At 64.5% G+C, this 14,037-nt stretch carries 15 protein-coding genes; 11 read left to right on the plus strand and 4 right to left on the minus strand.

Annotated elements, in window-relative coordinates; translation table 11 throughout:
• Positions 1-66 precede the first annotated feature (66 nt).
• Entirely contained in the window at positions 67-594 is a 528-nt protein-coding gene (locus WKH79_RS11020) for a hypothetical protein (RefSeq protein ID WP_341858883.1), read from the plus strand.
• Here WKH79_RS11020 and WKH79_RS11025 read toward each other — a convergent pair.
• Genes WKH79_RS11025 through WKH79_RS11035 form a run of 3 tightly spaced genes read right to left on the minus strand, consistent with a single transcriptional unit; the run spans position 591 to position 5,234 of the window.
• On the minus strand, positions 591-2,423 hold the full coding sequence (locus tag WKH79_RS11025; RefSeq protein ID WP_050601513.1) for a long-chain fatty acid--CoA ligase: 1,833 nt from the start codon (positions 2,421-2,423) through the stop codon (positions 591-593). The genes WKH79_RS11020 and WKH79_RS11025 overlap by 4 nt on opposite strands.
• A gap of 56 nt (positions 2,424-2,479) precedes the next feature.
• Positions 2,480-4,195 (minus strand): gamma-glutamyltransferase, encoded by a 1,716-nt coding sequence (ggt, locus tag WKH79_RS11030; protein WP_341858884.1) that lies wholly within the window; start codon positions 4,193-4,195, stop codon positions 2,480-2,482.
• Positions 4,196-4,205: 10 nt separating this feature from the next.
• Positions 4,206-5,234, minus strand: coding sequence for a quinone-dependent dihydroorotate dehydrogenase (locus tag WKH79_RS11035; RefSeq protein ID WP_341858885.1), 1,029 nt, complete (start codon positions 5,232-5,234; stop codon positions 4,206-4,208).
• Positions 5,235-5,570: 336 nt separating this feature from the next.
• On the opposite strand from WKH79_RS11035, the gene WKH79_RS11040 reads away from it, so the two are divergent.
• The 10 genes from WKH79_RS11040 (at position 5,571) to WKH79_RS11085 (ending at position 13,054) form a co-directional block, all read left to right on the plus strand.
• Complete coding sequence (locus tag WKH79_RS11040; RefSeq protein ID WP_063506606.1) at positions 5,571-6,491, plus strand: helix-turn-helix domain-containing protein; 921 nt, start codon at positions 5,571-5,573, stop codon at positions 6,489-6,491.
• A gap of 90 nt (positions 6,492-6,581) precedes the next feature.
• The gene (locus WKH79_RS11045) at positions 6,582-6,992 is read left to right on the plus strand and encodes an SUF system Fe-S cluster assembly regulator (protein ID WP_050601517.1); all 411 of its coding nucleotides are present in this window, start codon (positions 6,582-6,584) and stop codon (positions 6,990-6,992) included.
• Positions 6,989-8,470 carry a Fe-S cluster assembly protein SufB gene (gene sufB, locus WKH79_RS11050; protein WP_063506607.1) on the plus strand — a complete coding sequence of 494 codons (1,482 nt, stop codon included), beginning with the start codon at positions 6,989-6,991 and terminating at the stop codon, positions 8,468-8,470. The genes WKH79_RS11045 and sufB overlap by 4 nt, the downstream gene beginning before the upstream one ends.
• Positions 8,467-9,000: a DUF559 domain-containing protein gene (locus WKH79_RS11055; protein ID WP_341858886.1), complete on the plus strand. Its 534-nt coding sequence runs from the start codon at positions 8,467-8,469 to the stop codon at positions 8,998-9,000. Before sufB ends, WKH79_RS11055 begins: the two co-directional genes overlap by 4 nt.
• Before the next feature lies 1 nt (position 9,001).
• Complete coding sequence (gene sufC, locus WKH79_RS11060) at positions 9,002-9,751, plus strand: Fe-S cluster assembly ATPase SufC (protein WP_341858887.1); 750 nt, start codon at positions 9,002-9,004, stop codon at positions 9,749-9,751.
• Complete coding sequence (locus tag WKH79_RS11065; protein WP_341858888.1) at positions 9,744-10,502, plus strand: SufD family Fe-S cluster assembly protein; 759 nt, start codon at positions 9,744-9,746, stop codon at positions 10,500-10,502. Before sufC ends, WKH79_RS11065 begins: the two co-directional genes overlap by 8 nt.
• Positions 10,499-11,728: a cysteine desulfurase gene (locus tag WKH79_RS11070; protein WP_341858889.1), complete on the plus strand. Its 1,230-nt coding sequence runs from the start codon at positions 10,499-10,501 to the stop codon at positions 11,726-11,728. The genes WKH79_RS11065 and WKH79_RS11070 overlap by 4 nt, the downstream gene beginning before the upstream one ends.
• Complete coding sequence (locus WKH79_RS11075) at positions 11,725-12,231, plus strand: SUF system Fe-S cluster assembly protein (RefSeq protein ID WP_341858890.1); 507 nt, start codon at positions 11,725-11,727, stop codon at positions 12,229-12,231. Before WKH79_RS11070 ends, WKH79_RS11075 begins: the two co-directional genes overlap by 4 nt.
• Positions 12,231-12,590, plus strand: coding sequence for an iron-sulfur cluster assembly accessory protein (locus tag WKH79_RS11080; RefSeq protein ID WP_063506612.1), 360 nt, complete (start codon positions 12,231-12,233; stop codon positions 12,588-12,590). Before WKH79_RS11075 ends, WKH79_RS11080 begins: the two co-directional genes overlap by 1 nt.
• Positions 12,587-13,054: a hypothetical protein gene (locus tag WKH79_RS11085; protein ID WP_341858891.1), complete on the plus strand. Its 468-nt coding sequence runs from the start codon at positions 12,587-12,589 to the stop codon at positions 13,052-13,054. The genes WKH79_RS11080 and WKH79_RS11085 overlap by 4 nt, the downstream gene beginning before the upstream one ends.
• Before the next feature lie 3 nt (positions 13,055-13,057).
• On the opposite strand, the gene WKH79_RS11090 is transcribed toward WKH79_RS11085, so the two are convergent.
• Entirely contained in the window at positions 13,058-13,987 is a 930-nt protein-coding gene (locus WKH79_RS11090) for a hypothetical protein (RefSeq protein ID WP_341858892.1), read from the minus strand.
• Positions 13,988-14,037 lie beyond the last annotated feature (50 nt).

The raw sequence follows: 14,037 nt of genomic DNA on the forward strand, positions 1-14,037 counted from the left end.
GACTGCGCGCTTACGGCTTCTTAACCATCTTTGGACACACTCGCCGGGCAACAGGGGAGTGCCGTGATGGCCACTACGCAAACTGCATCGCCGACGATCGCTGAACTGCGCGAGTTCGCCGGCTTCACCGCTGCCGAACAACGCTACATCCGCCGCAGCCTCGATATCGGCCTCGGCCGCTGCGACGCCTTTCGCGTGTGGGGCCGCGACCCAGGCGAAAACGTTGCGATACGCCGCCAGTATGTCGCCTATCGCGAGCTCGCCGCGCTGCGTCAGTCGCTGCCCGTCGATTCGGGGTTCGACAGCATCGAAGGGTTCCTGGGCAAGCTCACCCGGGTCGCCGCGTTCGATCTCGCGCAGGAGCGGATCGAGTGTTTTTCCGCCTTCCGCTTTCTTTACGAGCGGCTGGTGTCCGCGGCTTCGCGGCCTTGGCTACCCAGCGCGTTCTGTGCAGCAGCGGCATTGCCGCAAATCCGGCCCGAACGGCGCAAGATGCTGCTCCAATCGCTCAGCGAGGCGGCCGCTACTGCGCCGCGATGGAGCGACCGCGCGCCCAGTTTCTATCCCGAATATATCGAGGAAGCCGCCGCCTAGCTGCGGTAATGTTTTTCCAGCCGTTCGCCGTAGCGGTCCCTGATCTTATGCCGGCGGATTTTCATCGAGGGAGTCATCTCCTCGTTCTCGATCGTGAACGGTTCATCGGCGAAGGAGAACTGCCGCACCTTCTCGACGACTGACAGGTCCTTGTTCACCCGGTCGACCGCAGCGCGCACCGCATTGCGGTATTCGGGCAGTTCCTGCAGCTGCTTGCAGTCGAACTGCTTGCCCTGCGCACGGCACCATTCGAGCGTCCATTCAGCATCGGGAACGATGAGCCCGACGACATAGGGCTTCTTGTCGCCGACCACCATCGCCTGCCCGATCTCGGGCTGCAGCGTCAGCATGCCTTCGACCTTCTGCGGGGCGATATTGTCGCCCTTGTCGTTGACGATCATGTCCTTCTTGCGATCGGTAATCACGATCCGACCCCTGTCGTCGATATGACCGATGTCGCCGGTATGCAGCCAGCCATCCTTGATGGTGCGCTCGGTCTCGGCGTCGTTCTGCCAATAGCCGTGCATCACCAGCTCGCCGCGGACGAGGATTTCACCATCGTCGGCGATGCGCGTTTCCACACCGCGCATGGCCGGCCCAACCGTGTCCATCGCAATGCCCGCCGCGGGGCGGTTGCAACTGATGACGGGGCCGGCTTCGGTCTGCCCGTACCCCTGCAGCACGGTCAGCCCCATTGCTTCGAAGAAGACGCCGACTTCGGGGTTGAGCGGAGCGCCGCCCGACACCATGGCCTTGATCCTTCCGCCGAAGCGCTGGCGGATCTTGGGCCTCAGCAAGCGGCCGACCGCCATGTCCTTGAGCCCGTCCCCGAACTTGGGATCGTCCGCCACGCGGCGCTCGGCAACTTCGAGCGCGGTGTTCATCAGCTTTTCGGCGACGCCGCCCTGCTTCTGGATCTGTTTCATGATCCGGGTCCGCAAGACCTCGAACAGGCGCGGGACGACAACCATGATCGTGGGGCGGGTTTCCTCGATATTGCTGGCGAGCTTCTCGAGCCCTTCGGCGTAATAGATCTGCGCGCCCACACCGATCGGCAGGAACTGCCCGCCGCTGTGTTCATAGGCATGGCTGAGCGGGAGGAAGGACAGGAACCGTTCGTCCCGGTCGATACCGAAATCATCGATCAGGATTTCGCCGGCACCGGCCACGTTGCACAGGATCGCGCCGTGGTGCTGGCGCACGCCGCGCGGGGCGCCGCCGGTGCCGCTGGTGTAGATGATGCAGGCTGTATCGCCGCGTCCGATCGCCGCGATGCGGTTCTCGACCGCTGCACGCGCAGCCGCCGGATCGCCTTCGAGCATGGTCGCCCAGTTGTAATAGCCGAAACTGCCCGATTGCTGACGATGGAGATCGTCGATCCCGATAACATGTTCGGCCACCCCCGACGCCTGCAGCGCGCCATGCAGCGGGCGCAGCAGTTTCTCGGTCGAAACGATCACCGCGCGCGCCCCCGAATTGTCGAGGATATGCACGTGGTCGCGCTCGGTATTGGTGATGTAGGCCGGCACGGTAACGCAGCCCGCGGCCATGATCGCCAGGTCGGCAATGCACCATTCGGGCCGGTTTTCCGACACCAGGCATACGCGGTCGCCATCCTTCAGCCCGAGGCCGCGCAGATTTTCGGCGAGCAGGCAAACCTTTTCGGCCGTTTCGCGCCAGCTGATGGTCTGCCACCCGCCCTCGCGCTTTGCGCCGAGGAACGGCTGGTCGCCCTTTTCATCCGCACGTTTGAGGAAAAGTTCGACGAGATTGTTCGCGGAATCTATTTCCGACAGCACGGCAGGCTCCTCAACGGCTGTGTTCTTCATGACGCAGTTCGGGGCACGGCTTAGGACGCCCGCCGGTCCACGGCAAGCGAGCCGTGCTAGGGGATTTCGATCTGCCCTTCGAGCCGCGGGTCGCGGGCGCTTTCCCACCCAGTCGCAGTCCGCAGCACGGCGCCGCCTTTCACGGGGGCTTCGCGCACCAGAACCTGTTCGTGCCCGATGCTACGGAAGGCATCGGCCTGCTCTTCGAGCCAGGTGCCCCGTTCAAGCAGCAGCCGGTCGCCGAACGACATGACGAAGGGCAGGGCGAGAATCTCTTCGGCCGAAAGGCCGAAATCGATTGCCCCGATGATGCTGCGCGCGGTCTGCACCGGGATGGTACTTCCCCCTGCAGCACCGACCGCGAGGAAGGGCTTGCCTTCAGGATCGTAGACGACCGTAGGGGCCATCGAACTGCGCGGACGCTTACCCGCTTCGACCCGGTTGGCGACCGGCTGCCCATCGACCGTGGGCGACCGGCTGAAATCGGTCAGCTCGTTGTTGAGGAAAAACCCGCCCGTCATCAGGCCCGAACCGAACGCCCCCTCGATCGTCGAGGTGTAGCTGATCATGATCTGGTCAGCGTCGACGACGGCGAAATGCGAGGTGCCGTGTTCTTCGGGTTCGTCGCCATCGGCCAGCGCAGTGTCCGCGCCGGGAGGGGTTCCGGCAGTGACTTCGGTCAGTCTGCGGTCGGGGGCGATCAATCCGCTGCGCGATGCGAGATAATCCCGATCGACAAGTCCGGCGACGGGGACAGGCACGTAATCGCTATCGGCCAGGTACAACTCGCGGTCGGCGTAGGCCAGCCGCTGCGATTCGACGAACAGATGCCAGGTCAGCGGATTGCGCACTCCCATTTCGGCGATAGGAAACCGCTCAAGCTGGCCAAGCATCTGCAAAACCGCAACACCGCCCGAAGTCGGCGGGCCCATGGTGCAGACGCGATAGGCCCGATAGGGTGCGCAGACAGCATCGCGGGTCTTGGCTTCGTAACCCGTAATGTCGGCATAGGTCATCGCGCCCGTGCGCGGCGTATCCGCGCTGACCGTCTCGGCGATCCGTTCCGCCAGTTCGCCCGAATAGAAGGCTTCCCGCCCACCGCCCGCTATCATCTCGAGCGTCTGCGCGAGCGGCTCGTTCACGACCAGCGTGCCGACTGGCCGGGGATCGCCCTGATCGTCGAAGTACAGCGATCGCGCGGCCGCGGAATGTGCCGATCGGTTCCGGGCACTCTCGAGCATGCCATTGAGCCGCGGATTGATCTCGAACCCGCTGCGCGCAAGGCGGATGGCCGGCTCGAAAAGGTCAGCCCAGGCGAGCTTGCCATGCGCGGCGTGCGCCTTGGCGGCGAGCGCGATGTTCCCCGGCACCCCGACCGACAGCCCGCTGCGGACCGATTCGCTGCGCGGCGGGACTTCGCCGTTTTCGTCGAGAAACCATTCCGGCGTGGCGCCGGCAGGAGCGGTTTCGCGGCCATCGAAGGTTGCGACTGTGCCGTCCGGCATGCCGCGGACCATGAATCCGCCGCCGCCGATGCCCGAGCTCTGCGGTTCGACCACCGTCAGCGCCAGCATGACGGCGATGGCGGCGTCGGTGGCGCTGCCTCCCCGTGCCAGCATCGCTTCGCCCGCGGCCTGCGCTCGCGGGTCCGCCGCGCTGACTGCGCCTGCAAAAGCGGTCGGCGATAAAGGAGGTGCGGATTCCGGCGATGGATTGATCGAGCAGCCAGCCAGGGCAGCGGCCAGAAGCGGAATGGAAAACAGTCTGTTCATGGATGCGACGCTATTCGCTTCCGACCGCTTCGGCAATCGAAGCGAAACCGTCGCGGCGCATCAACCGCTCGAGGCCCCGGACGATCTGCCGGGGCAGGCCGGGGCCCCCATAAACCATCGCGCTATAGAGCTGCACCAGGCTGGCGCCCGCGCGGATGCGGGCCCAGGCGTCCGCTGCGGTGGCGATGCCGCCCACGCCCACCAGCGGAAGCTCGCCGCCGGTTGCCTTGCGGAAGTCGCGCAGGCGCTGCTGTGCGAGATCGCGGAGCGGAGCGCCCGAAAGCCCGCCGGTCTCTCCCCCATGCGCCGAGGCCAGCGCCGGACGCGAGATGGTGGTATTGGACACGATGAGGGCGCCAAGCCCCCGGTCGATCGCGATACGTGCAATCGCGTCGACATCCGCAGGTTCGAGATCGGGCGCGACCTTGAGGAATACGGGCGGGCCCCGGTCTCCGCGGGCCTCGAACACTGCATCGAGCAACCCGATCAGCGCCCCCTCGTCCTGCAAAGCGCGCAAGCCCGGGGTGTTGGGGCTGGAAATATTGACCGCGAGATACGAGGCCAGCGGCGCCATGATGCGGGTCATCGTCGCGTAGTCGGCCGCGCGGTCCGCGCTGTCCTTGTTCGCCCCGACATTGATTCCGACAATGCCTGGCCGACCGGCGCGGCGTTCGAGCCGGGCGAGCGCGGCCTCGGCCCCGCCGTTGTTGAACCCCATCCGATTGATCACTGCACGGTCCTCGACCAGCCGGAACAGCCGCGGCTTGGGATTGCCCGCCTGCGGCAGCGGAGTGATCGAACCGACTTCGGTGAAACCGAAGCCCAGGCCGAGCAATTGGTCGGGGACTTCGGCGTCCTTGTCGAATCCCGCCGCCATGCCGACCGGGTTGGGGAAGGCGAGCCCCGCGACATCGATCGCCAGCGGGCCGGCCTGGGGCGGCGCGGTGCGGGGCGAAACGGCGAGAGCTTTCACAGTCAGGCGATGCGCGCGCTCGGGATCGAGCGCGAACAGGACAGGGCGGGCAAGGTCGAACAGCATGCACCGCGCATTGCCGCGTTCCGCGAAGGCTGTCGAGCGCCCGCGCGGCTGGGGCACGCCATGCAGCGTCAAAAAAACGCCGCTGAACAACCCGCCAGGGCCCGCGTTGTCGCTTGCATACAATGAATTACCGCAAGACCGGCGTAAGAGGGTTTTGCGACCCGAAGGGCTCGGAGCATTCCTGCAACGAGTTCTCGACTTCAAAGGGGGGCACCTTGCGAGGCTGCCCCCTTTTTTTCTGCCCATCCCAAACAGCCCGTTTACTAAGCGATTGCGGAGCAAACGGGATTGGCGTATTTATACAATTGGTTGAGGAAGAGATTTGGGGGCAGGGGTTTGGCGGTTGTACCAAGCGGCGAGGCGTCACATTCGTTCGAGTTCGTAGCGGCGCCACCCGATCTGGCGCCCTATCTCAACTCGCTCTATATCTGGCGCACCAGCGATGGGCAGCTCGACGACGTGTTGCCGGCCTATTCGGGCCAGATGGTGGTGTTCGGGCGCGGTGTCGGGCGAATGCAGTTCGACGATGTGGTGTCCGATACCAGCGACGCGTTCTTTGTCGCGCCGCTGTGCCAGGCGCGCAACTTCAGCGTCAGCGGGCCCGGGGTGGTGTTCGGCGTATCGCTCAACTTCCGGGGCTGGGCCGCGCTATCCGGGCTTTCGGTTCATGACTACCACGACGCCTTCCTGCAGCCGGAAACGGTGCTGCAAGACCCGCTGGCCGAACGCCATACGACACTGGCGCCGCGCTGGCGAGCGGGTGAGATCGATGATGGCGAATTGCTCGACGCGATGTGCGACATCGTCCGCCAAGGGCTGTCGAGCCTGCCCGACCAGCATCTGACCGTGATCGATCGCACGCTCGAATGGCTGTCGAGTTCGTTCAAGCCCGAGCTCGACGTATTGTACGACCAGCTGCCCTACTCGAAGCGACAGGCGCAACGCCTCGTCGCGCAGTTCTTCGGGCAATCGCCGGTCCGGCTGGTGCGCCGCTACCGCGCCGTGCGTGCGGCGACCCTGCTGTCGATGCCGCAATTGCCCGACGAGATCGAAGCGGAAATCCGCGAAGCGTTTTACGACCAGGCACATCTGATCAAGGAAATCCGCTTCTTCACCGGGCGCACACCCAAGCGGTTGCAGCCCAATTCGGGCTCCACGATCAACGACATGCTGGGCCCCGACGGCTACAGTTCGGTGAGCCTGTTCGGCGCCGGGGAAGCCGAGCAGCTGGGCCGGGAGCCGCTCGACGAGCTCTGATTGCTAACGACTCGCAACACGCTGTTTCCCGTTGAAAAGCAGGGGATGCGCCCCTAATTGGCCAATCGGAACGATTTGGTCCAATTTGATATGCGCCTTTCCAACCTAGCCGATTATGCCGTGGTCGCCATGTGCGCCGCTTCGCGTCACTGCGGCGGCGCGAAGACCAGTGCGGGCGAACTCGCCGCGGAGACCGGATTGCCGGTCCCGACAGTACAGAAGCTGGTCAGCAAGCTGTCGGCGGCAGGGTTGCTCCGGTCGAGCCGGGGCGCAGGCGGCGGCTTGCAGCTCGCCCGGCCGGCCGCGGCGATTACCGTGGCCGATATCGTCGAAGCGGTCGAAGGGCCGATCGCACTGACCGCCTGCATCGAAGGCGCGGACTGTTCAGTCGAACACGAATGCCTGGTCAAGCCGCACTGGCCGGTCGTCAATGAAGCACTGCGTGGTGCGCTGGCAGCGATACCGCTGACCCAGCTGGCGCGCGAAAGAGAGATTGCATGAGCGAAGAAATCGACATCCAGGACCGCGAAGCGCGTGAAGCTGCCGAAAAGGCCGCCGAGTACGAACACGGCTGGTCTTCGGACATCGAGACCGAATTCGCCGAAAAGGGCCTGACCGAAGACACGGTCCGGTTCATCAGCGCCAAGAAGGGCGAGCCCGAGTGGATGCTCGACTGGCGCCTCAAGGCCTTCCGCCTGTGGCAGGAAATGGTGGAGCCCGACTGGGCCAAGCTCGGCTATCCGGCGATCGACTATCAGGACGCCTATTATTACGCGGCCCCGAAGAAGAAGGTTGAGCTCGAATCGCTCGACGAACTCGATCCGGAGATCAAGCGCGTCTACGACAAGCTCGGCATTCCGCTGGGCGAGCAGGAAGTGCTGGCGGGCGTAAAGGGCGCAAAGAAGGTGGCCGTCGATGCCGTGTTCGACAGCGTCAGCGTGGCCACCAGCTTCCGCGAGGAGCTGAAGCGGGCGGGCGTCATTTTCCTGTCGATCAGCGAGGCGATTCGCGAATATCCCGAGCTGGTCAAGAAATGGCTCGGCAAGGTCGTCCCGCAGCACGACAACTACTTCGCCACCCTGAACAGCGCGGTCTTCTCCGACGGGACCTTCGTCTACGTGCCCGAAGGCGTGCGCTGCCCGATGGAGCTGAGCACCTATTTCCGCATCAATGCAGAGAACACCGGCCAGTTCGAACGCACGCTGATCATCGCCGAAAAGGGCAGCTATGTCAGCTATCTCGAAGGCTGCACCGCGCCGATGCGTGACGAGAACCAGCTCCATGCCGCGGTGGTCGAGCTGGTTGCGATGGAAGACGCCGAAATCAAGTACTCCACCGTCCAGAACTGGTATCCCGGCAATGCCGAAGGCGTGGGCGGGATCTACAATTTCGTCACCAAGCGCGGCCTGTGCCAGGGCGCGCGCAGCAAGATCAGCTGGACGCAGGTCGAAACCGGCAGCGCCGTGACGTGGAAATATCCCAGCTGCGTGCTCAACGGCGAAGACAGCGTGGGCGAATTCTACTCGGTCGCGGTTACCAACAATTACCAGCAGGCCGATACCGGCACCAAGATGATCCACAATGGCAAGGGGAGCCGTTCGACAATCATCTCGAAGGGGATCTCGGCCGGCAAGTCGAACAACACCTATCGCGGCATGGTCCGCGTGGCCGCCAACGCTGATGGGGTGCGCAATCGCACCGAATGCGATTCGCTGCTGATCGGCGACCAGTCGGGTGCGCACACCGTGCCCTATATCGAGGTGAAGAACCCCAGCGCGCAGATCGAGCACGAGGCGACCACCAGCAAGATCAGCGACGACCAGATGTTCTACGCGCAGCAGCGCGGTCTCGACGACGAGGAGGCCATGGCTCTGATCGTCAACGGCTTCGCCAAGGACGTGCTCAAGGAGCTGCCAATGGAATTCGCCGTCGAAGCGCAGAAGCTGCTTGCGATCTCGCTCGAGGGGAGCGTGGGATGACCGAACGCAAAACCCTTCAGCTTCGCGATCCCTCCGAGACCGCCGATGCCGCGCCCACGATCAAGAAAAAGGGTCGCGGCTGGGAGATCTCGGAGAAGCGGCTCGACGCGCTACACGACCGTGCGCGCGACCTGCGGCGGCATTCGACCGAAGCACACAAGGCACTCGCCGCGCGCTTTGCGAAAGAGGATTTCGGCAAGTTCAAGTTCACGCGCCACACGGTGGTGGGCTCGGCGATTCTCGATTTCGTCTCGCACCCGCTCGGCCTGGCGGTCGCGATCGACGAGGCGGAGCAGAACGACGCGCTTGCGCGGCGGCGCGACAAGAGCCTCGGCGCAGTGGGCATCGAAGTGCTGCGGATCCCCGCCGAAACCATTCTCGAAGACGTGGAAGCAGCAATGCAGCCGATCTTCGCCGCCATGAACGCGCGCTACCGCGACAAGCAGACCGCGCGCCGCGAACACCAATCGAAATACGGATCGACGCCCCGGCGCCCCAGCCGCGGACCGCGTCGCGACGACAGGAACTGACATGCTGAAAATCGACAATCTCCACGCCGAAATCGACGGCAAGACGATCCTCAACGGGCTGACGCTCGAAATTCCCGCGGGCGAGGTCCATGCCATCATGGGCCCCAATGGTGCCGGCAAGTCGACGCTGGCCTATGTGCTGGGCGGACGTCCCGGTTACGAGGTGACGCAGGGTTCGGTCAGCTTCAACGGGGTCGATTTGCTCGACCTCGAACCGCATGAACGCGCGGCTGCGGGCCTGTTCCTCGGGTTCCAGTACCCGGTCGAAATCCCGGGGGTCTCGAATCTGCAATTCCTCCGTGAAGCGCTGAATTCCCAACGCAAGGCGCGGGGCGAGGAAGCGCTGAACGGCGGCGAGTTCCTCAAGCTGGCGAAGGACAAGGCGGCCCTGCTCAAGCTCGATCCCGACATGCTCAAGCGGCATGTGAATGTCGGCTTCTCGGGCGGCGAGAAGAAGCGCGCCGAAATGGTGCAGATGGGCATTCTCGATCCCAAGTTCGCCGTGCTCGACGAAACCGACAGCGGTCTCGACATCGATGCGCTGCGCGTCGTGGGCGATGGTATCAATGCGATCATGCGCGACCCGGCGAAGGGCGTCCTGCTGATCACCCACTACCAGCGCCTGCTCGAAGTGGTGAAGCCCGACAAGGTGTCGATCCTGTCGCAGGGCCGCATCGTGCGCACCGGCGGTCCCGAACTGGCGATCGAACTCGAGAACGAAGGCTATGACGCGGTGATGGCCGATGCCTGAAGCCGCTGAACTTCCCACCCGGCGCGACGAGGGCTGGCGCTATTCTGCAGTCGAACGGCTGCAGGGCGAAGCGCTCGACGACTGGCGTACGATCGATATCTCGGCGGGCGAAACCTTCCGCGATACTCTGGTGATCCGCGATGCCGACGATCCGCAGCCCACCCGGCTGCACCGCTGGCGCGTGACCATCGGCGAAGGCGCGACATGCGAACTCTTCGCCGTCCTTGCCGCCGCCGAATATGCGCGGCTGGAAGTCGAAGTCACGCTGCACAAGGGCGCGCATTTCGAATTCGGCGGAATCACCGTCGGCGGCCGCGATACGGTGCGCGAATTCGTCACGCGGACGATCCACGCCGAACCCGAAGCCACCAGCAACCAGACCGTTCGCGCGGTCCATTGGGGCCACGGGACGGGCAATTTCCTCGGCAATATCGATGTCGTGCGCCATGCGCAGAAGACCGACGCGGCGCAGGATTTCAAGGGTTTGCTGCTAGAAAAAGGCGCGAGCGTAAACGCCGTCCCGCAGCTCGAGATTTTCGCCGACGACGTCAAATGCGCGCATGGCGCCAGTGTTGGCCAACTCGACGAGACCGCACGGTTCTACATGGCCGCGCGCGGCGTCTCGCCCGAACTCGCCCGCCGCTTGATGGTGCAGGCGTTTCTCGGCGATGCTCTGGTTGCTCTCGACGATGACGAAACGCGCGAAACCCTGATGCAGATCGCGCTCGACAAGGTGGACAAAGCGCTGTGAGCGTCGCTGCCACCCTTTCGCCTGCTGCCGATGTCCGTGCCGATTTCCCCGGCATGGTAACCGGCGATGGCGCACCGTGGCATTACCTGGACACAGCCGCCACCGCGCAGAAACCGCAGGCGGTCATCGATGCGATGACCCGCGCGCTCGGCGTGGATTACGCCACCGTCCATCGCGGCGTGTACGGACGTAGCGCGCAAATGACGCTTGGCTACGAAGTCGCGCGCCGCCGCGTTGCCGAATTCATTGGCGCGAAGGGCGAGGACGAGGTGATCTTCGTCCGCGGTGCGACCGAAGCGATCAATCTGGTCGCGGCGAGCTGGGGCATGGCGCAGATCGGCGAGGGCGATCGCATCGTCCTGTCGATGCTGGAGCATCACTCGAACATCGTCCCGTGGCAGATGGTCGCCGAACGGACCGGCGCGCAGATCGATGTCTGCCCGCTGACCGAAGACGGCCGGATCGATCTGGGTGCGCTCGAAGCCATGATGACTCCGCGGACCAAGCTGGTCGCGCTGGCGCATGTCTCGAACGTTCTCGGGAGCGTGCTCGATGCACGCGCCGCGGCGGATATCGCGCATTCGGTCGGTGCGAAGCTGCTGCTGGACGGCTGTCAGGCCGCGCCGCGCATGGCGCTCGACATGGCGGCGCTCGGCTGCGATTTCTACGCGCTGTCAGGTCACAAGCTTTATGGCCCCACCGGGATCGGCGTGCTGTGGGCGCGTGAGGAAATTCTCGGTGCCATGCCCCCGTGGCAGGGCGGCGGCGCGATGATCGACCGGGTCACTTTCGAAGAGACGACTTATGCGCCGCCCCCGCAGCGGTTCGAGGCCGGAACCCCGATCATCACCGAGGCGATCGCGCTGCATGCCGCGATCGACTATGTCGCCGCGCTGGGACCCGACCGGCTGTTCGCGCATGAGGCGGGCCTTGCAAGGCAGCTGCGCGACGAATTGCGTGCGCTCAATTCGGTCACGCTGTTCGGTCCGGAAGAAAGCGCCGGCATCGTCAGCTTTGCGATCGAGGGGGTTCATCCGCACGATCTCGGCACCATATTGGATGAAGAGAATGTGGCGATCCGGGCTGGCCATCACTGCGCGCAGCCGCTGATGGACCATCTCGGGGTTCCCGCCACCGCCCGGGCAAGCTTCGGGCTGTATTCCGACGAAAACGACATCGCTGCGCTGCTGCGCGGTATCGAACGCACCCAGAGGATCTTCGGATGAGCGAAGGAACGAACAAGGACCAGGATTGGATCGCGGCACCATCGCCCGCAGACGTGGCAACGGCAAAGCCGCCGCGCGCCCGGGTGGAGGATGCGGTCGATACCGAGGAAAGCGCGCGCGCCACGATGGAGCGCAAGCGCGACTATCTCGAAGGGTTCCTGCAGAAAAAGCCCGAGGGCTTGCCCGCGGGCGCCCCGGGCGGCGACCTTTATGAAGCGGTCGTTGCCGCGCTGAAGGAAATCTTCGACCCGGAGATCCCGGTGAATATCTACGATCTCGGGCTGATTTACGGGGTCGAGGTCGATGACGAGAGCGATGTCACCGTCACCATGACGCTGACGACGCCGCATTGCCCGGTCGCCGAAACCATGCCTGCCGAAGTCGAACTGCGTGCGGCCAGCGTGCCCGGCGTGCGCGATGCGGAAGTCAATCTGGTGTGGGACCCGCCCTGGGGCCCGGACAAGATGACCGACGAGGCACGGCTCGAACTGGGGATGCTGTGATGGGCGATACGAAGACACGCGCTGCGCCGAAGGCAGCCGTCATCCTGACCGAGCGCGCGGAACAGCGCGTCGCGCAGTTGATGGCGAAAGCGCCCGACGAAGCCATCGGTGTCAAATTGTCGACGCCTCGGCGCGGCTGTTCCGGGCTTGCCTATTCGGTCGACTACGTCACCGAGGAAGCCAAGTTCGACGAGAAGATCGAAACCCCCGGCGGGACCTTCTATATCGACAGCGCCAGCGTGCTCTACCTGATTGGCAGCACGATGGACTGGGTGGAAGACGATTTCACCGCTGGCTTCGTGTTCGAAAATCCTAATGCCAAGGGCGCCTGCGGTTGCGGCGAAAGCTTCATGGTGTGACCCGCACCGTCGAGCTGACGACCTGGCTCGACGCGCTACCCGAAGCGGTCTGGGCTCACGCGCAGACGAGCGCCCTGCTCCGGCATGTGGCTGCGCCGCTGATTCGCTTCGTGCCGTGCGGCGGGCGCTTTCCCCGCCGCTGGCCCCCGGGCGAATACCGCGCGTGGATGTTCGTCTTCGGGATCTTTCCCATCGGCTGGCAGGTCATCGGGATCGAATTTCCCGCATCTCCGCCGACTGCGGAAGTGCTGCGCGACAATGGCCATTCACCGTTCGTTCGCCGCTGGGATCACTGGATCGAAATCGCCCCCGGTGACGGCTGCACGCGCTACACCGATCGCGTGCATATCGATGCGGGCAGGCTGACGCCGCTGGTCGCGAGATTCGCGCGCCTGTTCTACGCGCACCGGCAAAAACGCTGGCGCGCGCTCGCCAAGAACGGTTTTCACGCGCTCCGCAAGTGAAGCTCAGTCTTCGGCGAGGAAATCGAGCAGCGCCTGCTCGTATTCGTCGATCTGACCATCGACCTCGATCCGCGCTTCGAGCCATTCCCGCTCGTCATCGGTAACGGCGTATGCGCGGCCGACGGCCTCCGAGCGATCCGGAGCAGGCGCCTTGCGGCCGAAGACCTTGCCGAATGCATTGGGCGAGGCCTTGGCCATGCGGCCGAGAAAACCGCCGACCCGCGCCTGCGTATCGCCCATGAAGGCATCCAGTTCGGCCGCGCGTTCGCGGCTCAGCTGCGCATTCGGATCGCTGTAGGCCTGCAGGTAATTGGCAATGCCCTGCACGAACAGATGTTTCCATTCGGGGGCGTTGTCCGCGCCCAGCGTTGCATCCTTGAGCCGGAAGAGCATTTCGGCTTCCTTGCGTCCCACGGCCGCGGGCCGTTCGCTTGCGGGGGCGAATATCGCCCGCCGCAGCAGCAATGCCTCGGCCGCGTTGACATTGCCGGCTTCGAGCATGCCGCCATTGCGCGTCGGCCCCGTCCCCTCGAGAACGGCGTGTTCCATCTGAGCGACCGCATAGTCCTTCAGCGATACCGGCACGTTCTGTGCGCATTCGAACACGCGCACCAGCAATTCGATCTCGGCCATCGAGCCAAGCGTGCCATCGGCGTCCAGCTGCGCCATCAGCCATGCCGCGTTCTCGGCATCGACATAGCCCTTCGGCGCACGCTGATTGACGACATATTCGCCCAGCGCCTCGACATAGAATTCCACCCATTCCCGGCAGCGCGACGTAAGCTGGTGGTTGAGCGCAACGATCGCTTCGGCCTCGGCCTGCGAGATATGCCCATCGGGCCAGGCTTCGCGCCGTAGCGCAAGCACCTCGCCCGGCGAAATCACGCCGTCCGCACCGAATTTCATCGCCAGTTCGCCGAAATGCACGCTCATCTGTACCAAACTCCCGCCTAACACCGGTTCGCGGAGCCTAGCGCGGTTTG

Origin of the sequence: Qipengyuania sp. GPGPB31, from assembly GCF_038396345.1 — a bacterium.
Lineage (GTDB): Bacteria > Pseudomonadota > Alphaproteobacteria > Sphingomonadales > Sphingomonadaceae > Qipengyuania > Qipengyuania citrea.

Bases quoted from the DNA above. Each gene is read 5' to 3' on its own strand.
- WKH79_RS11020 (WP_341858883.1), top strand. From the start codon at position 67: ATGGCCACTACGCAAACTGCATCGCCGACGATCGCTGAACTGCGCGAG.
- WKH79_RS11025 (WP_050601513.1), bottom strand. From the start codon at position 2,423: ATGAAGAACACAGCCGTTGAGGAGCCTGCCGTGCTGTCGGAAATAGAT.
- ggt (WP_341858884.1), bottom strand. From the start codon at position 4,195: ATGAACAGACTGTTTTCCATTCCGCTTCTGGCCGCTGCCCTGGCTGGC.
- WKH79_RS11035 (WP_341858885.1), bottom strand. From the start codon at position 5,234: ATGCTGTTCGACCTTGCCCGCCCTGTCCTGTTCGCGCTCGATCCCGAG.
- WKH79_RS11045 (WP_050601517.1), top strand. From the start codon at position 6,582: ATGCGCCTTTCCAACCTAGCCGATTATGCCGTGGTCGCCATGTGCGCC.
- sufB (WP_063506607.1), top strand. From the start codon at position 6,989: ATGAGCGAAGAAATCGACATCCAGGACCGCGAAGCGCGTGAAGCTGCC.
- WKH79_RS11055 (WP_341858886.1), top strand. From the start codon at position 8,467: ATGACCGAACGCAAAACCCTTCAGCTTCGCGATCCCTCCGAGACCGCC.
- sufC (WP_341858887.1), top strand. From the start codon at position 9,002: ATGCTGAAAATCGACAATCTCCACGCCGAAATCGACGGCAAGACGATC.
- WKH79_RS11065 (WP_341858888.1), top strand. From the start codon at position 9,744: ATGCCTGAAGCCGCTGAACTTCCCACCCGGCGCGACGAGGGCTGGCGC.
- WKH79_RS11075 (WP_341858890.1), top strand. From the start codon at position 11,725: ATGAGCGAAGGAACGAACAAGGACCAGGATTGGATCGCGGCACCATCG.
- WKH79_RS11080 (WP_063506612.1), top strand. From the start codon at position 12,231: ATGGGCGATACGAAGACACGCGCTGCGCCGAAGGCAGCCGTCATCCTG.
- WKH79_RS11090 (WP_341858892.1), bottom strand. From the start codon at position 13,987: ATGAGCGTGCATTTCGGCGAACTGGCGATGAAATTCGGTGCGGACGGC.